Raw genomic sequence first — 20929 nt, 5'->3', positions numbered from 1 at the left:
CTACTCTCGCCGTCTCCGCCGGCGTTAGTTAACAGCCCGATAACTGAAGACACGTCTCTGCGTCCTCTCCCTTGACACCCCCGCGCCGAGCGACGAACCTTCAACACATCACCTGTGGGAGCGCTCCCACAGTACCTGACACATACACATCCCGCACGTTCCCCGCCCGAGCCGCAGCATGAACTAACGGGCCCAACAACGCAGTTGGCCGGGGGGTCGGCACGTCAGGCAACAGGAGGACGCAATGCGCACGAGTAACCGCGGGTCCCGCAGGCTGATGGCCCTCGCGGCCGTGGCCGCGCTGACGACGGGGCTGCTCGCCGGCTGCGCCGAGGACTCGGACGACGGGTCGTCGGACTCGGACGGCGGCAGCGGCGGTGGCAAGACCACGCTGACCATCGGCACTTTCGGGGTCTTCGGCTACAAGCAGGCCGGCCTCTACGACGAGTACATGAAGCAGAACCCCGACATCACGATCAAGGAGAACGTCACCACCCGTACGGACGTGTACTGGCCGAAGACGCTCACCCGTCTGCAGGCCGGGTCCGGTACGGACGACATCCAGGCGATCGAGGTCGGCAACGTCGCCGAGGCCGTCCAGACGCAGGGCGACAAGTTCGTCGACCTCGGCAAGGACGTCGACAAGTCCCAGTGGCTGGACTGGAAGACCGCGCAGGCCACCACCAAGGACGGCAAGACCATCGGGCTCGGCACCGACATCGGTCCGATGGCGGTCTGCTACCGCAAGGACCTCTTCAAGGCGGCGGGCCTGGAGACGGACCGCGTCAAGCTCGCCGAGCAGTGGAAGGGCGACTGGTCGAAGTACGTGGCCGTCGGCAAGGACTACATGAAGAAGGCGCCCAAGGGCACCAAGTTCGTGGACTCCGCCGCCTCGGTCTACAACGCGGCTCTCGGTGGCGAGAGCGAGCGGTACTACGACAAGGACGGCAACGTCATCTGGGACAAGTCCGCCGGGGTGGAGAAGGCCTGGGACGCCTCCATGGAGGTGGCGACCAGCAACATGTCGGCGAAGCTGAAGCAGTTCGACAAGCCGTGGGACCAGGCCTTCGCCAACGGCGGCTTCGCGACGGTGGCCTGCCCCGCGTGGATGCTGGGCTACATCCAGGAGAAGTCCGGTGACTCCGGCAAGGGCAAGTGGGACGTGGCGGCGGCGCCCACCGCGGCCAACTGGGGCGGCTCGTTCATCGGTGTGCCCACGGCGGGCAAGCACCAGAAGGAGGCCATCGCGCTGGCGAAGTGGCTGACCGCTCCCGAGCAGCAGGCGAAGGTCTTCGGCAAGCAGGCGAGCTTCCCGTCCACCCCGTCGGCGTACGCGAGCCTGAAGCCGCAGGCCGCCACCACGACGTTCTTCTCGGACGCGCCGATCACGCAGATCTTCTCCGACTCGGCGAAGACCATCCCGACGCAGATCTTCGGCGTCAAGGACCAGCCGATCAACACCGCCATCTCGGACATCGGCATCCTCCAGGTCGAGCAGAAGGGCAAGACCCCGGACCAGGGCTGGGACGCGGCCACCAAGGAGATCAAGGACGTGCTCGGCCAGTGACCAGCTCCAAGCAGGCTCTCGCGCGAACCGCGCCGAGCGCCGACGCCGCGCTCAAGGTCGCGGTACACCGCCCCCGGGCCCCGGCTCGTGGCGCAGCCGGCTGTACCGCTGGGACATGAAGGCGTCGCCGTACGCGTTCGTCGCTCCCTTCTTCATCTTCTTCGGTGCCTTCGGGCTGGTCCCGCTGCTGTACACGGCCTGGTACTCGCTGCACAACGTGCAGCTGTCCAACCTGGACCAGCAGACCTGGGTCGGCCTGGACAACTACAAGAACCTGATGTCCTCGGACTTCTTCTGGGGGGCGCTGCAGAACACCTTCACCATCGGTGTGATCTCGACCGTGCCGCAGCTGGTCATGGCGATCGGCATCGCGCATCTGCTCAACTACAAGCTGCGGGGCTCGACCCTGTGGCGGGTCGTGATGCTCACCCCGTACGCCACCTCGGTGGCGGCGGCGACGCTGGTGTTCGTCCTGCTCTACTCGTGGGACGGCGGCATGATCAACTGGCTGCTGCACTTCGTCGGGGTCGACGCGATCAACTGGCGTGAGTCCACCTGGGGTTCGCAGTTCGCCGTCTCCTCCATCGTGATCTGGCGGTGGACCGGCTACAACGCGCTGATCTACCTCGCCGCGATGCAGGCGATCCCCGCCGACCTGTACGAGTCGGCGGCGCTGGACGGCGCGGGCCGCTGGCAGCAGTTCCGCCACGTGACGATCCCGATGCTGCGGCCCACCATCCTGTTCACGGTGGTCGTCTCCACGATCGGCGCGACGCAGCTGTTCGGCGAACCGCTCCTGTTCGGCGGGGTCAGCGGCTCCAAGGGCGGCTCCGAGCACCAGTACCAGACGCTCGGCCTGTACATGTACGACCAGGGCTGGATCATCGGCAACCTCGGCAAGGCGTCCGCGATCGCCTGGACGATGTTCCTGATCCTGCTGATCGTCGCCGCGGTCAACCTGCTGATCACCCGACGGCTGAGGAAGTCCCAATGACCACTAGCGAACTGACGCACCCTCAGGCGCCGATGGACGCGGCCGAGAAGGCCGCCCGGGACGGCTCCGGGCGCCGCCGGCTCATGGGCGCGGGCAAGCAACTGCACGCGGGGCCCCTCACGTACGTCGTCCTGGCGGTCTTCGCGCTCGTCTCGCTGGCGCCGCTGCTGTGGACGGTGGTCGCGGCCTCGCGCACCAACCAGCGGCTCGCCGAGACCCCGCCGCCGCTGTGGATCGGCGGAAACCTCTTCAAGAACCTGCAGAGCGCGTGGGAGGAGGGCGGCCTCGGCACCGCGATGGTCAACAGCACGATCGTCGCCGGAACCATCACCGTCGGTACGGTCCTGTTCTCCACGCTCGCCGGCTTCGCCTTCGCCAAGCTGCGGTTCAAGTTCTCGAACGTCCTGCTGCTGCTGACCATCGGCACGATGATGATCCCGCCGCAGCTGGCCGTCGTACCGCTGTATCTGTGGATGAGCGAGCTGGGCTGGTCCAACCAGCTGCAGACGGTCATCCTGCCGACCCTGGTCAGCGCCTTCGGTACGTTCTTCATGCGGCAGTACCTGATCCAGGCGCTGCCCAGTGAGTTGATCGAGGCGGCGCGGGTCGACGGCGCGAGCAGTCTGCGCATCGTGTGGCACGTCGTCTTCCCGGCGGCGCGGCCCGCGATGGCCGTGCTCGGCCTGCTGACGTTCGTGATGGCCTGGAACGACTTCCTGTGGCCGATCATCGCGCTCAACCAGCAGAACCCCACCGTGCAGGTCGCCCTCAACTCGCTCGGCACGGGCTATGTGCCCGACCAGGCGGTGATCATGGCGGGCGCGCTCCTCGGCACCCTGCCGCTGCTCATCGCCTTCCTGCTGTTCGGCAAGCAGATCGTGGGCGGCATCATGCAGGGCGCGATCAAGGGCTGACCCGCGCCCCGCGCCGACGGGGGCGAGCCGCCGCCGCCTCGCCCCCGCTCCCCGACCTCACATTCCCCGGTCTCCTACGACCTTCCTCCCATGGGAGCGCTTCCATGCCCGAGTCCGAAACGCCCGTGACCTTCCCGCCCGCCTTCCTCTGGGGCTCCGCGACCTCCGCGTACCAGATCGAGGGGGCGGTGCGGGAGGACGGACGTACGCCCTCGATCTGGGACACCTTCAGCCATACGCCCGGCAAGACGGCGGGCGGCGAGAACGGCGACATCGCCAACGACCACTACCACCGCTACCGCGACGACGTGGCGATGATGGCGGACCTCGGCCTGACCGCGTACCGCTTCTCGGTGTCCTGGTCCCGGGTGCAGCCGACGGGCCGCGGGCCCGCCGTGCAGCGCGGCCTCGACTTCTACCGCCGCCTGGTCGACGAGCTGCTCTCGCACGGCATCAAGCCCGCGATCACCCTCTACCACTGGGACCTCCCCCAGGAGCTGGAGGACGCGGGCGGCTGGCCGGAGCGCGACACCGCGCTGCGCTTCGCCGAGTACGCGCAGATCGTCGGCGAGGCACTCGGGGACCGCGTCGAACAGTGGATCACGCTCAACGAGCCCTGGTGCAGCGCGTTCCTCGGGTACGCGTCCGGTGTGCACGCCCCCGGCCGCACCGACCACGAGGCCTCCCTGCGGGCGGCGCACCACCTCAACCTGGCACACGGCCTGGGCACCAAGGCCCTGCGCACCGCGATGCCCGCCCGCAACTCCATCGCGGTGAGCCTCAACTCCTCGGTGGTCAGGCCGCTCACCCGGGACCCCGCCGACCTGGCGGCGGTCCAGCGGATCGACGACCTGGCCAACGGCATCTTCCACGGCCCGATGCTGCACGGCGCGTACCCGGAGACCCTCCTCGCCGCGACGGCCTCGGTGACGGACTGGTCGTACGTGCGCGACGGCGACCTCGCCCTGATCAAGCAGCCGCTGGACGCGCTCGGCCTGAACTACTACACGCCGACGCTGGTGTCGGCCGCCCCGGCGGACGCCTCGGGACCGCGCGCGGACGGCCACGGGGCGAGTTCGTCCTCCCCCTGGCCGGGCGCGGACGACGTGGCCTTCCACCAGACGCCCGGTGAGCGCACCGAGATGGGCTGGACGATCGACCCGTCGGGCCTCCAGGACCTGATCATGCGCTACACGCGGGAGGTGCCGGGCCTGCCGCTGTACATCACGGAGAACGGCGCCGCCTACGACGACAAGCCGGACCCGGACGGCCGCGTCCACGACCCGGAGCGCATCGCCTACCTGCACGGACACCTGCGCGCGGTCCGCCGTGCGATCGCCGAGGGCGCGGACGTACGCGGCTACTACCTGTGGTCCCTGATGGACAACTTCGAGTGGGCGTACGGCTACGGCAAGCGCTTCGGCGCGGTGTACGTGGACTACGCGACGCAGGCGCGCACCCCGAAGTCGAGCGCCCTGTGGTACCGCGAGGCGGCCCGCACCGGCGAGCTGCCGCCGGTGAGCCCGGCCGAGTGACCGCGTAGACGCCCCTCCTGGGGGAAGCGGGCGGGGGCGGGGCGCGGCACAGGGTGAGGGGAGTGCCGCGCCCCGCGTACGCGTGCACGCGCGCCCCGGCCGGGTGGGGGGAAGGCCGGCCGGGGCGCGCGACCCCCGCGCGGGCATGACCTCCTGCGGGGGCGTTCGGGGGTACCGCTCACGTGGTGTCAGCGGGGGTTTACTTGTAGGCGGCGAAGGCCTTCGAGAAGGCGTTCGCGTCCTGGAGGACCGAGCTGCAGGTGGCGTCGGCGGTGGGCTTGGTGCCGCCCGCGCACTGCTTGTCGCGGGTGGCGGACCACAGGGAGAGCCAGCCGAGGCCCTTCGACTTGGCGAAGGCCACGAGCTGGGTGGCGTCCTCGACCTTGAAGATCTCCGACGCGACGTCGTTGACGCCGATCATCGGGGTGACGGCGACCGCCTTCCAGGCGGCGGAGTCGGAGAGCCCGAGGACGCCCTTGATCTGCGCCTGGGTCGCGGTGGCGGCCTGCTCGGCGTAGGTGCCCATGTCGTCGCTGTAGGCCGGTCCGTAGTCCATCGCCATGATGTTGACCGTGGCGATGCCCACGCCGTTCGCCTTGGCGTCGGCGAGCAGGCTCACACCGTCCTGGGTGAGGCCCTCCGGCATGACGGGCAGGGTGAACGAGACGTCCAGGCCCGGGTGCTGGGCCTGCAGCTTCGCGATCGCCTGCGCCCTGCGGGTGTTGGCCGCCTTGTCCGGGAGCGCGCCGCCCTCCACGTCGAAGTCGACCTTCGTCAGGTCGTACACGTCCACGGCCTTGCCGTACGCCGCCGCGAGGGCGTCCGCGGACGAGCAGTTCAGCGCCAGCTCGGAGCCGGACGCGCCGCCGAACGAGACGCGGACGTCACCGCCCTTGGCCCGGAGCGCGCCGATCTGCGCGGCGACCGCGTCGCCTGCGAGGTCCGTCACCCCGCCCCACTTGGGGGTGCAGCCCCCGCCGTCCGTGACGAACGCGAGGTTGTACTCCTTCACCCCGGTGGCCGCGGAGTGGGCGAGCAGGTCGAAGGCGGGGTAGAGCGAGGTGTCGACGTAGGGCGCGAAGCCTGCGCCGGCGGCCGTGCCGCCGCCGGTGGTCCCGGAGGGCGTGGGGGTGGCGGTCGGGCTCTTGGTCGCGGTGGCCGTGGCGGTCGGCGTGGCCGTCGGGGTGGCGGTGGCCTTCGTCGGTTCCGGCGACGGGGACGAGGTCTGCGTCGGGCGGCCGGTGGGCTCCGGTGTCGCGCCGTCGTCCACCGAGCACTTGGCGCCGTCGACGAGACAGCCGGTCGGGTCGCCGGAGCCGCGCACCACGAAACCGACGGTCACCGACTCGCCCTTGGCGAGCCCGTCCTTGTCCCAGGACGGCGGCTTCACGGTGACGTGCCGGCCGCTCACCTTCGACTCGGCGTTCCACAGCGAGCTGAGCTCGGCGCCCGACGGCAGGTCGAACTCCAGCGTCCAGTCCGCCTTCGCACCGGCACTGTCGTTGGCCACGACGTACTGCGCGGTGTAGCCCGTCGACCAGTCGCTGGTCTTCGTGTACGCGGCTCCGACGCCCGCCGCCTGTGCCGTACCGGAGAACATGAGCGCTCCGCCGCCGACCACGGCCGCGGCGACCACGCCGCCTATCGCCTTGTTCCTGCCACTGGCCATGCGCCGGTGCGTGCTCATCGCGTGCCTGCCTTCGCCGTACGGAGCCCCGGTTTCCCGTGAACGGGACCGAGGGTGGGGGTGCGGCAGCACGCTAGCGAGCCGGAAACCGGCAAAACGCCTGATCCGGACGGGGCTTGTGGTTCTTAGGGTGCGCTTAAGGAAGGGATCGGGAACGGTTAAAGGTCGAGACCAATGCGGCGGGCCTGCGCCGTCGCACCGAGCCCCGGTGGCCGCGCCGCTCGGGCTCGCGCCCGTCCAGCTGGATCCAGATCCTGACCTCGGTGCCGCCCAGGACGGACCGGCCGATCCGCACGTCTCCGCCCGTCGACTCCGCGAGCCGGCTCACGATGTCCAGACCGAGCCCGGTCGAGCCGTCGGCGCCGGAACCGCGGCCACGGGCCATCGCGGCCTGCGGGTCGGCTATCCCCGGGCCCGCGTCCGAGACGAGGACGATCACCGCGTCCTCGCCGTTGTGCACGTCGACCGCGAAGGCCGTGCCCTCGGCCGTGTGCCGGAACACGTTCCCGAGCAGCGCGTCGAGCGCGGCGACGAGATCGGCGCGGGCCACGGGTATCCGTACGGGCCGGTCGACCCCGGCCACCCGCACCTTGCGTCCCTCGTCCTCCGCGAGCGCCGACCAGAAGTCCATCCGCTCCCGGACGACCTCGGCCGCGTCGCAGCCGACGCCGACTCCGATCGCGGCGGTCTTCGGCTTGGCGTCCCGGGCCGTGCGGATGATCGTGTCGACCTCGCGCTCCAGCTGGGCGACGGCGGCCCGGGTCTGCTCGGCGGCGGGCCCGTCACCGAGCGAGGCCGCGTTCAACCGCAGCACGGTGAGCGGCGTACGCAGCCGGTGCGAGAGGTCGGCCGCCAACTCCCGCTCATTCGCCAGCAGTTGTACGACCTGGTCGGCCATCGAGTTGAAGGCGACCGCCGCGAGCCGCAGTTCGGTCGGCCCCTCCTCGGGCACCCGCGCCCCCAGCTTCCCCTCCCCCAGTTCGTGCGCGCTCTCCACCAGGCGCTGCGCGGGCCGCACCATCCGGACGCCGAGCCGGTCGGCCACCGCGACCGAGCCGACGATCAGCGCCACCCCGACCCCGGCGAGGACGGCCCAGGCGGTGCCCAGGCCGTTGCTGACCTCCGCCTCGGGGACGTACACCTCGACGACCGCGATCGCGCCCGAGCTGAGCGCGACGGGCTGCAACAGCGTGGAGCCGCCCGGCACTTCGGTGGTGGAGGCCCGGCCCAGCTTCCGGGTCGTGGCGATGTCCTTGTCCGCGGCGCGCTGCCGCCCGATGTCGACGGCCTGCTGCTTCGCACCGGAGCCACCGGCATCACCGGTGGCATCGGCGGCATCGGTGGTGCCGCTGCCGCCACTGTCACCGCTGCCGCCGCCTGCGGGGATGTGCACGGCCATGCCCGCGTCCGACGCGGCCGAGGCGACGACCCGCTCCAACTCGGCCCGGTCGGTGGTGATCGACAGCGCGGGGGCGATGGCCGCCGCCTCCCGCTCGGCGTTCGAGAACGCGCGGTCCCTCGCCATCTCCCTGATCACCAGGCCCAGCGGGACCGCGAACGCCACCACGACCATCGTGGTGACGGCCACACAGACCTTCACCAGCGCCCACCTCATCGCGCCGGCTCCGAGCCCGCCGGACCGCGCAGCCCGCCCTGGCCCGGCGGCTCCAGCTTCACGCCGACCCCGCGCAGGGTGTGCAGATAGCGCGGCCGGGCCGCCGTCTCGCCCAGCTTCCGCCGCAGCCACGACAGATGGACGTCGATCGTCTGGTCGTCCCCGTAGGACTGCTGCCACACCTCGGCCAGCAGTTCCTTGCGTGCCACGACGACACCGGGCCGCCCCGCGAGAAAGGCCAGCAGGTCGAACTCACGCCGGGTCAGGTCCAGTCGTACGCCGTCCAGTTCGGCCTGGCGGCGCAGCGGGTCGATGGCGAGGCCGCCGACCCTGAGCTGGGGCGAGGGCGGTGGCTCGGCGGCCGAGGACCGGGCCCGTCGCAGGACCGCCGCCATCCTCGCCGACAGGTGCTCCACCGAGAACGGCTTGGTCAGATAGTCGTCCGCGCCGTCGTTCAACAGCCGGACGATCTCCGTCTCGTCGTCCCGCGCGGTCGCCACGATCACGGGCACGTCGGTGATGCCGCGCAGCATCTTCAGCGCCTCCGACCCGTCCAGGTCGGGCAGGCCGAGATCCAGGATCACGACGTCGAAACGGAAATGGGCGACCTCGCGCAACGCCTCAAGGGCCGTACCGACACTGCGCACCGTGTGCGCGGCCTCGGTCAGATGCCGGATGAGAGCGGAGCGTACGAACTGGTCGTCCTCGACCACGAGCACACTTGCCATGCGCCGCACCGTACGCCAATCCGGCGGACCGGGTCCTGGGCCTGTGGACAACTCCCAGGCCTGTGGACGGACGGGACACGGACGGGACACGGACGGGGCTCGTGGGGCAGGATGGCCCGCGATGCGCAGAGGACTCGTACACGTACTGGCTTGGTCGCTCGCCACGGGCGCGGCGGTCACGCTGTCGTGGTGGGGTGTGCACTCGGTCATGACGGGGACGGCCTACGATCCGCCGCGGGCCCTGCCGATCGCGGCGGACGGGACCGCGCAGGGGGCGAAACCGCTGTCGTCCTCGACGAGTCGGCCGGAGCCACCGGCGGGATCAGCGGCCTCGCCGTCGAAGAGCCCGTCGCCGCGCGCGAGCGGTTCTTCTCCGGCCGCGCCCTCGGCTTCGTCGTCACCGTCGCCGTCGGCGTCGCGTTCGAAGCCGGCGAATGCGGCTTCGCCGAGCGCGGGGGCCTCCGGTGAGGTGAAGAGTTACGACACCGACGGGGGGCGGGCCGTCTTCGACCTCGGGAAGACGTCCGCGTCGCTGGTGTCCGCGACGCCCGCGTCCGGGTGGTCGATGCAGGTGTGGAAGACGGAGACGTGGATTCGGGTGGAGTTCTCGTCCGGGGCGGATCGGGTGTCGGTGTTCTGTACGTGGCACGACTCGGCGCCGCGGGTCGAAGTGAACGATTACTGAGGGTTCTTGTTCTGTCCGCGGCCCGGTGGGGGCTGGTCGCGCAGTTCCCCGCGCCCCTGAAAGACGGGCCCGCTACGCCTTGGCCCTACCGGAAAACCGACGGCGGAGGTGCGGGGGACGCCACTGCCGACGCGTCCGTCACCGGGGCTGCTCCGCCGGTGAAGTCCCTCAGTTGCTTGCCGTGTTCGAGCCTGGCCGGGTGGGGGTCGGAGGCCGCTCGGCGGGTCAGTTCCGCGACCGGCAGTGGCTGGTCGGAGGCGACCAGGACCGCATTGCCGAAGCGTTTGCCGCGCAGGACCGTGGGGTCGGCGACGAGGGCGAGTTCGGGGAAGACGCCGGCCGCGGTGGCGATCTGGCCGCGCAGATGCGCCAGGGGCGGACCGTCGGCGAGGTTGGCGGCGTACAGGCCACCGGCCTTCACGACCCTGCGCACCTCGGTGAGGAACTCTCCGGATGTCAGGTGCGCGGGCGTGCGCGCCCCGCTGAACACATCGGCGATGACCAGGTCCGCCCAGCCGTCCGGCACCTTGGCGAGCCCTTCGCGTGCGTCGACGGACCGCACCCGGATCCGGGCGTTCGGGTCCAACGGTAGTTCGCGCCGCACCAGTTGGACGAGCGCCGCGTCCCGTTCGACGACCTGCTGGGTGGAGCGGGGGCGGGTGGCGGCCACGTACCGGGCGAGGGTGAGGGCGCCACCGCCGAGGTGCACGGCATGCACGGGCCGGCCGGGCGGGGCGACGAGGTCGATGACGTGCCCGAGGCGGCGCTGGTACTCGAAGCTCAGATACGCCGGGTCGTCGAGGTCGACATGCGACTGCGGGGCCCCGTCGATGAGCAGGGTCCACCCGCGCGCCCGCTCCCGATCGGGCACCAGTTCGGCAAGCCCCCCGTCGACCTCCTCGGCAACGGCCGCACTCACCACACGCCGACTCTTCCCCTTACCCATCCCCCCATTATCGACCAGCCGAACAAACCCACCCCAGCACCGGCCCACCCAAGGGCCGCGGGAAACGGCGCGGTCTTTTGGCTTTTTGGGGCGCGGGGAACGGCGCAATCTTTCGTCGTGAGGGGGCGCAGCCCCCAAGGGGCGCGGGGAACGGCGCAGTCTCTCGCCTTGAGGGGGCGCAGCCCCAAGGGGCGCGGGGAACGGCGCAGTCTTTTGTCTTTCAGGGGCGCGGGGAACGGCGCGACCAGCCACAACGAACCCGCACCCGCCGACGAGACGCCAAGCCCCACGCCCCCCCGGCCCACCTCAACGGCAGTTGTCCGCGGCCTCGATCAACCGAGCCGCCTCCCCCAACGCCGCCCGCAACACCGCAGGATCCGTCGCCAGCTCCGCCTCCCCCGGCGGCAGCAGCCAGTCCGAGCCCTCGACGGGCGGCTCGGGCGGCGCCAACCGGACCCCCCGCCCGTCGGTCCGCGTACACGTACTGCCGGGGACGTCCCACGCGGAAGCCGTACCGGGCGGCACCAGAAACCCCAGCGTGTCGCAGTTGTCGTCGTGCAGAACGGGCCCGACGGCCTCGGCGGGAGCACCCCGCCGCAGAATGTCGACGGCCTCCAGCCCCTGCCGCGCGGGCACGGTGACAAGGTCACAAGGGTCCCCGCGGCCTTCGCTCTGCCTGGTCTCCATCCTGGCCTCCACCACGGAACCCCTCCTCGATCGAGCACACCACATGGTTCAACGCTGCACAGCGTCAACGGCTACGGCGAAACTCGGCCGCAAAGGATGGCAGTTCATGGCAGATCAGGGATGAGATATCCGTTTTGTAGCCAAACCCCGTGTGGTCGACTCATCACAGCGGGTACGTTCGTGCCCGCCGGAAACACAGGTGCGGCCCGATCGCTCGCATGATCAACTCGCTCCGGTTCCGGCATGGTTCGACGGTTCGCGAGAGAGGGCCCGGCCATGGCGTCGTCACCGACGACCTCGTCGTCCCAGTCACCTCGACCACCTCGGCCGCCACGGCCGAACCTCGCTTTCCGGCGCCTGCGCGGGCAGCGCTCGCCGGGCGAGTTCGCCGCCGCCGTGCGGCGGGCGGCCCTGGAGATCGACGAACGGGTCAGCTGCGACGCGCGCTACATCGGGCGGGTCGAGGCGGGCGAGATCCGCTGTCCCAACTACGCGTACGAACGGGTTTTCCTGCACATGTTCCCCGGCCGGACACTGACCGACCTGGGCTTCGTGCCCCGTTCGGCGGTACGTGGACGGGGGGCGCGCACCGCCGAGGTGGCGCCCGCTCCACGCACCACGAGCCCACTGTCCGCCCCGCATGAGACGAACGGGGCGTACGAGCCGTATGTAACGGCACACGAGCCGCATGCGTCGTACGCCCCGCACGACCCGCACGACCCGTACGGCCCGCACGAGATCGACGATCAGAACCACGAGGAGAGCGACGTGCAACGTCGCGCATTCATGAGCGGCGGTACCGCCACGGTGGCAGCCGTCTCACTGGGCCCCTGGGGGCTCGCGTTCGGCGGCACGGCCGAGGCCGCGCCGCGTTCCGTGCGCCGCGCCGGCGAAGCCGAGGCGGGGGCGCTGGAGGACGCCGTCCGCAAGATCCGCGTGCTGGACGACCGGCACGGCGCCGACGGCCTGTACCGGAGGGCGGCGGCTCCACTGCGGGCCGCGTACGCCCTGCTGGACGCCGGCGCCACGCGGCAGGCGACCGCCGACCGGCTGCACACCGGGGCCGGTGAGCTGGCCATCTCGGTCGGCTGGCTGGCGCACGACTCGGGGCGGTTCGACGACGCCCGCTCGCACTACGCGGAGGCGCTCGCGACGGCCCGGGTGGCCAGAGACCCGGCCCTGGAGGCGCACGCCTTCTGCAACACGTCCTTCCTCGCCCGGGACGCGGGACGGCCCCGCGAGGCGGTACGGGCGGCCCAGGCGGCGCAGTACGCGGCGCGCCCCCTGGGTTCGGCCCGGCTCCTGTCGCTGCTCGCGCTGCGCGAGGCGGGCGGCTGGGCGGGGCTGGCCGACCGGACGGGCTGCGAACAGGCACTGACACGTGCGCAGGCCCTGTACGGGCGAGGGCCCTGCGACGCCGATCCGGAGTGGATGAGCTTCTACGGAGACGCCGAACTGGCCGGCCTGGAGGCGCAGTGCTGGTCGACGCTCGGCGACTGGCAGCGCGCCGCCCACCAGGCCCGCCGGGCGACCCGGCTCCAGGACCCGCACTTCACCCGCAACCTCGCGCTGTACACGGCCGAGCTCGCCGACGACCTGGCCCGCGCCGGGCACCCCGACGAGGCCGCCGCGGCCGGGCTGCGCGTCCTGGACCTGCTGGACGAGGTCCAGTCGTCCCGGGTGCAGACCATGCTGGCGGGGACCGCCAGGGTGCTGCTGCCGCACCGCCGCGCCTCGGGGGTGTCGGACTTCCTGGAACGGCACGGAGCGCTGCCGCGACCGGCCTAGACCGTGACCGGGCCAGGCCGTGACCGGGCTACGGGCTACGGGCTACGGGCTACGGGCTACGGGCTACGGGATCAGGTGGCCGCAGTCGTTCCAGGTCTCGATCGCGGGCTCTCCGTAGGCCCAGCCCAGGACCGAGAGGGACGTCGGGTTGAGGCGGACCCGGGCCGCGAAGTCGATGTCCAGGCCGAGCCAGCGGGCGCCGATCGACCGCAGGATGTGGCCGTGGGCGAAGACCAGCACGTCACGCTCCCCGGCGCGGACCCGCTCGACGACCTCGTCCGCGCGCGCGGAGACCTCGGCGAGGGTCTCGCCCCCGGGCACACCGTCCCGCCAGATCAGCCAGTCGGGGCGGTCGGCCCGGATCTCGTCGGGGGTCAGCCCCTCGTACGCTCCGTAGTCCCACTCCATGAGCGCGTCCCAGGGGGTCGCCCGGCCGCCGAAGCCGGCGATCTCGCACGTCTCACGCGCGCGTACCAGCGGGCTGGTGAGGACCTCCACTCCGGAGAGCCCGTCCAGCGGCGGCCGGTGCAGGCGCTCGCCGAGCAGTTTCGCGCCGCGTCTGCCCTCGTCCAGGAGAGGGATGTCGGTCCTGCCGGTGTGCTTGCCGGACAGCGACCATTGCGTCTGTCCGTGGCGGGCCAACAGGATGCGCGGTGCCATGAAAGGGCCTTTCGGGGAAACTCGGGCGGGTGAACCGCGGAAGAACGAGGGATGGATCACTTCAATCATCGCGCACCTGGGCGAGAAGCAACCCGGCGGGCGATCTCCGCGTCTTTGAGCACCGGGGGCGCCCCCACGAGGGAAGCGCACAGACCGTACATTGGTCCGCGGCACTGCGCGCGGGGGAGCAGGAGGGGGAGGAATCGGATGCTGCGGACCGATGCACCAGTCAGCGAGGCGGCACCACGAACCCGCCTCCGCTGGTGGACCGAGCTGCCCCTGATCCTGTTGGTCTACGGGGCCTACTCGGCGGGACGGCTCCTCGCGCGCGGGGATGTGACCCATGCCGTCGACCACGGCCTGGCGATCCTGCGGGTGGAGAAGTTCTTCTTCCTGAACGCGGAGCACCCGCTGAACCGCCTGTTCACGCGTGAGCCCTGGCTCGGCATCCCGGCGGACTTCTGGTACGCGTCACTGCACTACATGGTGACGCCCGCCGTCCTGGTCTGGCTGTTCCGCTCCCGCGCGGTGCGCTACCGGGCCGCCAGGACCTGGCTGATGACGTCCACGTTCATGGGCCTGATCGGTTTCACCCTGCTGCCGACCTGCCCGCCGCGGCTGCTGTCGGCGAGCCACGGATTCGTCGACACGATGGCCCAGTACAGCGACTACGGCTGGTGGGGCGGCGAGGCGAGCGCGCCCCGCGGACTCGGCGGCATGACGAACCAGTACGCGGCGATGCCGAGCCTGCACTGCGGCTGGGCCCTGTGGTGCGGTGTGATGCTCTGGATGTACGGCGGCACCCGGCTCACCAAGATCGCGGGCGTCCTGTACCCGCTGATCACGACGATCGTGGTGATGGGCACCGCCAACCACTACTTCCTGGACGCGGTCGCGGGCTTCGCCGTCATGGGCGTCGGATTCCTGCTGACCCGGCCGGTGCTGCGGCTCGCGGACACCTTCCGGACACGGTTCGGGATCCGTCCCTTCGCACCGGCCCTCGGCGGTCCCCCGGCCGCTGCCCCGGTCGGCCCGCACGACACAAGTTCCTCAATTGTCAGTGCAGGGTGCCAGACTTCCCCGGGTGAGCGACTTCCCCGACAACGCAAGGTCCCAGCCACCCCGGGTGCCGCCGAGCCGGGAGCCGAACCGGCAGCCAGTCCCGTCGACTCGGGGGACGAGACTCCGGCACCGGCTCGCTGAGCTGCGCGGCCCGGCCGTCCCACCGCAGCCGCTGGACGCGCGCGCCCTCGCGGCGCTCGCGGCTAATCCGGGGTGCCGCCGGCGCGCGATCCTCGACGGCGCGGGTGTGAACAAGGCGGTGCTGGCGAGCGCGCTCGGCTCGCCGTCGGCCTTCGGGCAGTCGCAGTTCGCGTTCATGCGGGGCAACGCCTTCGAGGCGCGGGTCAAGGCCGACGGGGGCGCGGAGCTGCTGCGGCTCGTGCACGAGAAGCTGGACGCGGGGGCCGAACCGCCGGTCGGCGGCGCGGTTCCCGACCTCGGCGCCAGTGGCCCCGAGGGACGCACGGCCCGTACGGCGCTGGCGCTGCGCGAGGCCACCGCGGCGGGCGGCTGGACGCTCCTCGACCACCCGTTGCTCGCGCTGGAGGTGGCGGGCTCCCCCGCCTTCCTGGAGCCGGACGCGGTGGTCGTGCACCCCGACGGCGGCTGGACGGTCGTCGAGATCAAGTCCTTCCCGATGCTGGACGGTTCGGCGGACGCGGCCAAGGTGGGCGCGGCGGCCCGCCAGTCCGCGGTGTACGTCCTGGCGCTGGAGCAGGTCGCGGCCCGGCTCGACCCCGCGCCCGAGGTCCACCACACGGTGCTGCTGGTCTGCCCGAAGGACTTCTCCAACCTGCCCACCGCGTCGGCCGTGGACGTCCGCAAGCAGTGCTCGGTGACCCGCCGCCAGCTGGACCGTCTGACCCGTGTCGAGGACATCGCCGACGCGCTCCCCGAGGGCACCTGCTTCTCCCCCGACCTCCCCGCCGCCGAGCTGACGGCCGCGGTGGAGTCGGTCCCGGCGACCTACGCCCCCGAGTGCCTGGCCGCCTGCGAACTGGCCTTCCACTGCCGCGCCCACTCCCGCGCCGAGGGCGAGGTCACCTCCCTGGGCCGCTCCCTCCGAGCCGAACTCGGCGCCCTGACCACGGTCACCGACGTCCTCTCAGCGGCCCACGGCCACACGGGCGACCCCACGGACCCCACGGTAGAAACCCTCCGCAGAGCGGCCAAGCTCCGCATGGAAACACTGGGCACCCCCAGCCCCGCAAGGGGCGCGGGGAACGGCGCGACCAGCCACAACGGCCCGGCAGACGACAACGAACCCCAGGTCCCAGGCCCCGCAAGGGGCGCGGGGAACGGCGCGACCAGCCACGACGGCGCAGCAGACGACACACCACCGGCCGCGCAGCGAACCGCGCAGCAATCCGGGCGATCGGGGTCGAAATGACCCTGATCACCACCCTCGCCAGGCTGGAAGCCGTGAGCACCGGCCGAGCCCAGCCCCTCACCACCGTCCGCCACCGCCACCTCACCGACCATCCCTTGGTCCTCGTCCCGCTCACCACCGCGGGAGAGGCCGGCGCCCCGCTCGGCGCACTGGTCGGCACGGATCGCGACGCCCCCCGCCTCCTCGTCGTGCCGCAGCCCCGCGACCGCGACCTCCGCTTCGCGTTCCTCGCCGAGCTCGCGGACATCGTCCTGCCGTACATCGACGCCTACGCGGACGACGTCGAGGCCGCCGAGCGCAACGAGACCGACCCGGAGACCGGCAAGCGGGTCAAGGTCGAGGTCGAACTGTGCGCGGACGCACCGCAGTTGATCGTCCCGGGCCGGGCCGGTATCGAACTCGTACGGCTGCTGGGGCGTTCCATGCGGTTCAGGCGCACCGCCGAGCAGGACCCGGAGACCCCCTATCCCGCGCCGCCGCGCGTGCCGTTGCTCGGGCGGTGGCTCACGCACTACGGGGAGCGGGCGCGGGTGCCGGGTTCGTCGCTGCTGACGGCCCTCACCGACGCGCTGTCCCGGCACTGGGCCACCGGCCAGTCCTCCCTGGAGGACCAGCATCTCGGCGCGCTGCTCGCGTGGATCGATCCGCCGCAGGGCGAGTCGGGCGCCGACGCGGCGCTGCGGGCCGAGTTGGAGCGGAACGCCCAGGGCCAGCTCGTGTGCCCGCCCGCGGGACCGGCCACCGACCCGGCCTTCGACAACAAGCTGCTCGCCCCCGCCATCGAGCGCTACGACCGCGCGCGTACGGCGCTCGCGGCCGCCGAGGACGGTGTCGAGGCGGACGACCGGCTCGGTGAACTCACCGCGGCCGAACGGCACATCCACGAGCTGGTGGCCAGCCGCACCCGCCCCACCTGGGACGCGGTGTGGCACGGCCTGGACCTGCTGCGGACCCTGCCCGAAGGCCCGCGCGCGGCCGACCGGTGGACCCGCGACCGCTGGTCGTTCACCGGCCACCGGGACCGCGTCCTCGCCGGTGAACCGCCGCAGCCGCGCCGCGACGACGCGGTCACGGCGGCGAACAAGCTCGCCACGCGCGAGCGCGAACAGGCCCGGCTGGAGGCCCAGGAGGCCCTGGACGACCCGCTGGTCATGGCCGGGCGCCGGCTCGGGGGCGAGGCCTTCGCGGGTGAGGTAGTCGATGTCGTGATGGCGTACAGCGAGGGGAAGCGGGCCGCCCCGCGCCCCCTGGTGACCGTACGGACGGACGACCGGCCGCATCTCGGGGAGCGGGCGAAGGTCTACCGCTCGCTCGGCGGCAAGCCGCAGTCGGCGGAGTTCGTGGGGTACGAACGGGACGGCTCGCACGGCCCGCCCGAGGAGGACGGCGGCTCGGCGGAGCCCGGTTCCGGCGGCGCCCTCGTCGTGCTGCGCATCCTCGACAAGATGGGCCGCGGCAAGGAGCCCGAGCCCGGATCCGTGCCGGAGAAGGGCGATCCGCTCTGCTTCACGCTCTTCGAGCACGAGCAGCGGGGCGGCGCGAAGCTGCCCGAGCCGGAGGACACGCCGTGGACGCACGGCGGGCCGCCCGGAGAGACCGACGCCGCCCCGCAGCCCGACGCCGTGACCCCGGAGGACGTTCTGTGACCACCGTGTTCGACCCGGGGGCCGAGGCCGCCCGCGCCACCGACGCGATCCTGCGCGACACCCTGCACGGGGCGCACCGCGGGGTCGTGGTCGACTCACCGCCCGGCGCGGGCAAGTCCACGCTCGTCGTACGGGCCGCGCTCGAACTGGCCGAGGCGGGGCGCCCGTTGATGGTCATCGCTCAGACGAACGCCCAGGTGGACGACCTGGTGGTGCGGCTCGCCGAGAAGAACCCCGACCTGCCCGTCGGCCGCCTGCACAGCAGCGACTCCGACCCGTACGACAAGGCGCTCGACGAACTGCCGAACGTCCGCAAGTCCGCGAAGGCGGGCGACCTGGCCGGGCTCGACGTGGTCATCTCGACGGCCGCGAAGTGGGCGCACGTCAAGGGGGTCGAGCCGTGGCGGCACGCGATCGTCGACGAGGCGTACCAGATGCGGTCGGACGCGCTGCTGGCTGTGGCCGGGCTGTTCGAGCGGGCGCTGTTCGTGGGCGACCCGGGCCAGTTGGACCCGTTCGCGATCGTCGGCTCGGAGCAGTGGGCGGGCCTGTCGTACGACCCCTCGGCCTCGGCCGTGACGACCCTCCTCGCGCACAATCCGGAGCTGCCGCAGCACCGGCTGCCGGTCTCCTGGCGGCTCCCCGCCTCCGCGGCGCCGCTGGTCTCGGCCGCGTTCTACCCCTTCACGCCGTTCCGCAGCGGCACGGGCCACGGCGACCGGCGGCTCGCCTTCGCGGTGCCGTCGGACGGTTCGGGCCCCGACCGCGTCATCGACGAGGCGGCCGAGTCGGGCTGGGGCCTGCTGGAACTGCCCGCCCGGCACACCCCGCGTACGGACCCGGAGGCGATTCGGGCCCTCGCCCTGGTCGTACGCCGGCTGCTGGACCGGGGCGGCGCGGCGACCTCGGAGCGGTCCCCCGACGCGGCCCCGCTGACGGCCGACCGCATCGCCGTCGGCACGGCCCATCGCGATCAGGCGGCGGCCGTCCGGGCGGCGCTGGCCGAACTGGGCGTTCCCGAGGTGACGGTCGACACCGCGAACCGGTTGCAGGGCCGTGAGTTCGACATGACCGTCGTCCTGCACCCCCTGTCGGGGCGGCCCGACGCGACGGCCTTCCACCTGGAGACGGGCCGCCTGTGCGTGCTGGCCTCACGCCACCGGCACGCCTGCATCGTCGTGTGCCGCGCCGGTGTCACCGACCTGCTGGACGACCACCCGTCGACGGAGCCGGTGCAGCTGGGCGTCACGGTGAAGTTCCCGGACGGCTGGGAGGCGAACCACGCGGTGTTCTCGCATCTGTCCGAACACCGCGTGGTGTGGGAGCCGTAAGGGAGCGCGCGCGAGGGTGTTCGGGGGGCGTGCGCTGGAGCCGGTGGCCCACTTGCGCGGTCAAGGGACAATGGACGGTGGCCCGCCCACAAGGACGGGCCGACCGCTGTACGAGGAGGAGAAGTCATGGCGGAGCCCACGCCGCGTCGGAACGAGCCGCGGCTTCGCCCCGCGCCGCTGCTCTTCGAGCCGGCGGAGGCGGCGACCGATCCGGAGCACTTCTTCGACCTGGAGTCGATAGACGATCCGCTGGCGTTGCTGGCGCGCTCCACGGAGTTGGCGCTCGCGTTCCGCGCGGCGACCGATCGGGCCGTGGAGTTCCAGGCGATGGCTGCGGCGCAGCTTGCGGATCCTCGGCGGTTCGATCGGCTGACCCCTGCGGAGGTCGCTGCGCGGGCCGAGTGGACCGAGGACTATGCGATGAAGATGGTGGAGTTCGGGCGGGAGTTGTTGCGGGGGGCCGACGCGGAGGGGTATGCGGATCCGGTGTGATCGCCCTCCCGGGCGGGGGTGTTCGGCGGGGGTGTTCGGCGGGTGCGGGTCCGTCGTGGCTGGTCGCGCAGTTCCCCGCGCCCCTTAAGGGCACAAGACTGCGCCGTTCCCCGCGCCCCTTGGGGGCTGCGCCGCCTCAAGACAAAAGATTGCGCCGTTCCCCGCGCCCCTCTTGGGGGTGTGTTCCCTCAAGGGGCTTGGCATATGCCAGGTGGGCAAGATACTCCACCCTGTCCTCTCCTGTCCTGGGTTCTCGCAACTCTGCGGGAGTGGGCGATCACGGCGGGTAGACCTGGGTGGTATGAGCATCGATGGGAACTACGGCGGGGCCGGGGTCACCGGGGTCACTCCCGAGGGGGCTGCCTGGCTCGCCTCGGCAGGAACGTATCCGCGTAGCACCCGCGTCCTCTGGGAGGACCGCCCCACCGCCCCGGTGGTCCTCGCCTGCGGGTCCGCCTTCGACGTCGTCAACGCCCCCGCCCTGTTCGGCCGCCTCATGCTCGACGGGCTGTGGGACGAGGGGCCGGGCTCGGGTCCCGTGGCCGCCCACCGGGGCCGGATACTCCTGTTCGCCGCTCCCGGCACGGCGCAGCGCCTGCCCTCGCTGCTGGAGTGGGAGGAGTGGGGATCGGGTGGCGCCTCGGAGCGGGGCCGGGCCATCCCGCCGCTGCTGTGCCACGGCACGGGGGACGCGGTGACCGTGCCCGCCCCGGTCCCCTTCGCGCCGCCGGAGCCGACTCCCGCCACCCACCTCGGCTCCCGCTGGCTGGTCGCCCCCGACACCCGCGCCCCCTGGCTGCCGGGGCCGGAGATCATGCTGTGGGCGGCACTGCGAGCGGCCCGGTCAGCGGCCCGGCGGCGGCTCTCCGAGCCCTTCCCCGCGGCGCCGATATCGATTTTTCCTCCCGCCGATCAGGATGCTAAGGTCTACGACGTCGGCAGGCGCCGCTAGCTCAGTTGGTTAGAGCAGCTGACTCTTAATCAGCGGGTCCGGGGTTCGAGTCCCTGGCGGCGCACAGACGGTGGGAAGCCCCTCGCGGAAGCGGGGGGCTTCTCGCATGCCCGCGCCGCCCGGCCCCCGCGCGCCCGCCTAGGGCCTGCCGTCACATTCCCGGCGTCCGCCCGGAGGGCGGGCCGGGCGGCGTCTGGTGCGTGCTCTCGGTGTGCCGGGCGGAAGTCCGCGTACTGGACGTACTTGGGCT

At 72.0% G+C, this 20929-nt stretch carries 18 protein-coding genes and 1 tRNA gene; 13 read left to right on the top strand and 6 right to left on the bottom strand.

Going from position 1 to position 20929, the window contains the following annotated elements:
• The first annotated feature begins 244 nt into the window (after positions 1-244).
• From ACFVH5_RS12685 to ACFVH5_RS12670, 4 genes are all read left to right on the top strand, one after another.
• The gene (locus ACFVH5_RS12685; RefSeq protein WP_384807894.1) at positions 245-1567 is read left to right on the top strand and encodes an ABC transporter substrate-binding protein; all 1323 of its coding nucleotides are present in this window, start codon (positions 245-247) and stop codon (positions 1565-1567) included.
• A gap of 115 nt (positions 1568-1682) precedes the next feature.
• Positions 1683-2561 carry a carbohydrate ABC transporter permease gene (locus ACFVH5_RS12680; protein WP_385833548.1) on the top strand — a complete coding sequence of 293 codons (879 nt, stop codon included), beginning with the start codon at positions 1683-1685 and terminating at the stop codon, positions 2559-2561.
• On the top strand, positions 2558-3475 hold the full coding sequence (locus ACFVH5_RS12675) for a carbohydrate ABC transporter permease (RefSeq protein ID WP_385833547.1): 918 nt from the start codon (positions 2558-2560) through the stop codon (positions 3473-3475). The genes ACFVH5_RS12680 and ACFVH5_RS12675 overlap by 4 nt, the downstream gene beginning before the upstream one ends.
• A 104-nt stretch (positions 3476-3579) precedes the next feature.
• On the top strand, positions 3580-5010 hold the full coding sequence (locus ACFVH5_RS12670; RefSeq protein ID WP_384807888.1) for a GH1 family beta-glucosidase: 1431 nt from the start codon (positions 3580-3582) through the stop codon (positions 5008-5010).
• 199 nt (positions 5011-5209) lie between these two features.
• Here the strand turns inward: ACFVH5_RS12670 and ACFVH5_RS12665 are convergent, their stop codons facing one another.
• The 3 genes from ACFVH5_RS12665 to ACFVH5_RS12655 all read right to left on the bottom strand — a co-directional run bounded on the left by ACFVH5_RS12665 (position 5210) and on the right by ACFVH5_RS12655 (position 9040).
• Positions 5210-6697 (bottom strand): cellulose binding domain-containing protein, encoded by a 1488-nt coding sequence (locus ACFVH5_RS12665; RefSeq protein WP_385833545.1) that lies wholly within the window; start codon positions 6695-6697, stop codon positions 5210-5212.
• A gap of 136 nt (positions 6698-6833) precedes the next feature.
• Positions 6834-8312 carry a sensor histidine kinase gene (locus ACFVH5_RS12660; protein ID WP_385833543.1) on the bottom strand — a complete coding sequence of 493 codons (1479 nt, stop codon included), beginning with the start codon at positions 8310-8312 and terminating at the stop codon, positions 6834-6836.
• Positions 8309-9040, bottom strand: coding sequence for a response regulator transcription factor (locus ACFVH5_RS12655; protein ID WP_385833541.1), 732 nt, complete (start codon positions 9038-9040; stop codon positions 8309-8311). Before ACFVH5_RS12655 ends, ACFVH5_RS12660 begins: the two co-directional genes overlap by 4 nt.
• 121 nt (positions 9041-9161) lie before the next feature.
• Here ACFVH5_RS12655 and ACFVH5_RS12650 point away from each other — a divergent pair, with 121 nt between their 5' ends.
• Entirely contained in the window at positions 9162-9725 is a 564-nt protein-coding gene (locus ACFVH5_RS12650; protein ID WP_385833540.1) for a hypothetical protein, read from the top strand.
• Positions 9726-9810: 85 nt separating this feature from the next.
• Here ACFVH5_RS12650 and ACFVH5_RS12645 read toward each other — a convergent pair whose 3' ends face one another.
• Both ACFVH5_RS12645 and ACFVH5_RS12640 read right to left on the bottom strand, forming a co-directional pair.
• Positions 9811-10671, bottom strand: a complete 861-nt coding sequence (locus ACFVH5_RS12645) for a spermidine synthase (protein WP_385833538.1) — start codon at positions 10669-10671, stop codon at positions 9811-9813.
• A gap of 306 nt (positions 10672-10977) precedes the next feature.
• The gene (locus ACFVH5_RS12640) at positions 10978-11358 is read right to left on the bottom strand and encodes a hypothetical protein (RefSeq protein WP_199854708.1); all 381 of its coding nucleotides are present in this window, start codon (positions 11356-11358) and stop codon (positions 10978-10980) included.
• 276 nt (positions 11359-11634) lie between these two features.
• On the opposite strand from ACFVH5_RS12640, the gene ACFVH5_RS12635 reads away from it, so the two are divergent.
• On the top strand, positions 11635-13146 hold the full coding sequence (locus ACFVH5_RS12635; protein WP_385833537.1) for a hypothetical protein: 1512 nt from the start codon (positions 11635-11637) through the stop codon (positions 13144-13146).
• A 63-nt stretch (positions 13147-13209) separates the two neighbouring features.
• On the opposite strand, the gene ACFVH5_RS12630 is transcribed toward ACFVH5_RS12635, so the two are convergent.
• On the bottom strand, positions 13210-13806 hold the full coding sequence (locus tag ACFVH5_RS12630) for a histidine phosphatase family protein (RefSeq protein ID WP_385833536.1): 597 nt from the start codon (positions 13804-13806) through the stop codon (positions 13210-13212).
• A gap of 207 nt (positions 13807-14013) precedes the next feature.
• Between ACFVH5_RS12630 and ACFVH5_RS12625 the strand changes: the two genes are divergently transcribed.
• The 7 genes from ACFVH5_RS12625 (at position 14014) to ACFVH5_RS12595 (ending at position 20743) form a co-directional block, all read left to right on the top strand.
• Positions 14014-15009, top strand: coding sequence for a phosphatase PAP2 family protein (locus ACFVH5_RS12625; protein ID WP_385833535.1), 996 nt, complete (start codon positions 14014-14016; stop codon positions 15007-15009).
• Positions 14933-16258, top strand: coding sequence for a hypothetical protein (locus tag ACFVH5_RS12620; RefSeq protein WP_385833606.1), 1326 nt, complete (start codon positions 14933-14935; stop codon positions 16256-16258). The genes ACFVH5_RS12625 and ACFVH5_RS12620 overlap by 77 nt, the downstream gene beginning before the upstream one ends.
• On the top strand, positions 16255-17904 hold the full coding sequence (locus ACFVH5_RS12615; protein WP_385833534.1) for a hypothetical protein: 1650 nt from the start codon (positions 16255-16257) through the stop codon (positions 17902-17904). Before ACFVH5_RS12620 ends, ACFVH5_RS12615 begins: the two co-directional genes overlap by 4 nt.
• Entirely contained in the window at positions 17901-19235 is a 1335-nt protein-coding gene (locus ACFVH5_RS12610; RefSeq protein WP_385833533.1) for an AAA family ATPase, read from the top strand. Before ACFVH5_RS12615 ends, ACFVH5_RS12610 begins: the two co-directional genes overlap by 4 nt.
• 126 nt (positions 19236-19361) lie before the next feature.
• Positions 19362-19727, top strand: a complete 366-nt coding sequence (locus ACFVH5_RS12605; protein ID WP_107016056.1) for a hypothetical protein — start codon at positions 19362-19364, stop codon at positions 19725-19727.
• A 301-nt stretch (positions 19728-20028) separates the two neighbouring features.
• Positions 20029-20679: a bifunctional DNA primase/polymerase gene (locus tag ACFVH5_RS12600; protein WP_385833532.1), complete on the top strand. Its 651-nt coding sequence runs from the start codon at positions 20029-20031 to the stop codon at positions 20677-20679.
• Positions 20670-20743: transfer RNA gene (locus ACFVH5_RS12595), tRNA-Lys, on the top strand. The genes ACFVH5_RS12600 and ACFVH5_RS12595 overlap by 10 nt, the downstream gene beginning before the upstream one ends.
• Positions 20744-20929 lie beyond the last annotated feature (186 nt).

The sequence above is a fragment of the Streptomyces sp. NPDC127119 genome (assembly GCF_042677425.1).
Classification (GTDB): domain Bacteria; phylum Actinomycetota; class Actinomycetes; order Streptomycetales; family Streptomycetaceae; genus Streptomyces.
The sequence above is the reverse complement of the archived record's forward strand: the minus strand, read 5'-3'. Positions and strand labels throughout refer to the sequence as shown.

Coding starts and splice junctions, on each gene's coding strand:
- ACFVH5_RS12650 (WP_385833540.1), top strand. CDS start 9,162: ATGCGCAGAGGACTCGTACACGTACTGGCTTGGTCGCTCGCCACGGGC.
- ACFVH5_RS12670 (WP_384807888.1), top strand. CDS start 3,580: ATGCCCGAGTCCGAAACGCCCGTGACCTTCCCGCCCGCCTTCCTCTGG.
- ACFVH5_RS12665 (WP_385833545.1), bottom strand. CDS start 6,697: ATGAGCACGCACCGGCGCATGGCCAGTGGCAGGAACAAGGCGATAGGC.
- ACFVH5_RS12655 (WP_385833541.1), bottom strand. CDS start 9,040: ATGGCAAGTGTGCTCGTGGTCGAGGACGACCAGTTCGTACGCTCCGCT.
- ACFVH5_RS12605 (WP_107016056.1), top strand. CDS start 19,362: ATGGCGGAGCCCACGCCGCGTCGGAACGAGCCGCGGCTTCGCCCCGCG.
- ACFVH5_RS12600 (WP_385833532.1), top strand. CDS start 20,029: ATGAGCATCGATGGGAACTACGGCGGGGCCGGGGTCACCGGGGTCACT.
- ACFVH5_RS12615 (WP_385833534.1), top strand. CDS start 16,255: ATGACCCTGATCACCACCCTCGCCAGGCTGGAAGCCGTGAGCACCGGC.
- ACFVH5_RS12625 (WP_385833535.1), top strand. CDS start 14,014: ATGCTGCGGACCGATGCACCAGTCAGCGAGGCGGCACCACGAACCCGC.
- ACFVH5_RS12660 (WP_385833543.1), bottom strand. CDS start 8,312: ATGAGGTGGGCGCTGGTGAAGGTCTGTGTGGCCGTCACCACGATGGTC.
- ACFVH5_RS12680 (WP_385833548.1), top strand. CDS start 1,683: ATGAAGGCGTCGCCGTACGCGTTCGTCGCTCCCTTCTTCATCTTCTTC.
- ACFVH5_RS12645 (WP_385833538.1), bottom strand. CDS start 10,671: ATGGGTAAGGGGAAGAGTCGGCGTGTGGTGAGTGCGGCCGTTGCCGAG.
- ACFVH5_RS12630 (WP_385833536.1), bottom strand. CDS start 13,806: ATGGCACCGCGCATCCTGTTGGCCCGCCACGGACAGACGCAATGGTCG.
- ACFVH5_RS12685 (WP_384807894.1), top strand. CDS start 245: ATGCGCACGAGTAACCGCGGGTCCCGCAGGCTGATGGCCCTCGCGGCC.
- ACFVH5_RS12635 (WP_385833537.1), top strand. CDS start 11,635: ATGGCGTCGTCACCGACGACCTCGTCGTCCCAGTCACCTCGACCACCT.
- ACFVH5_RS12640 (WP_199854708.1), bottom strand. CDS start 11,358: ATGGAGACCAGGCAGAGCGAAGGCCGCGGGGACCCTTGTGACCTTGTC.
- ACFVH5_RS12675 (WP_385833547.1), top strand. CDS start 2,558: ATGACCACTAGCGAACTGACGCACCCTCAGGCGCCGATGGACGCGGCC.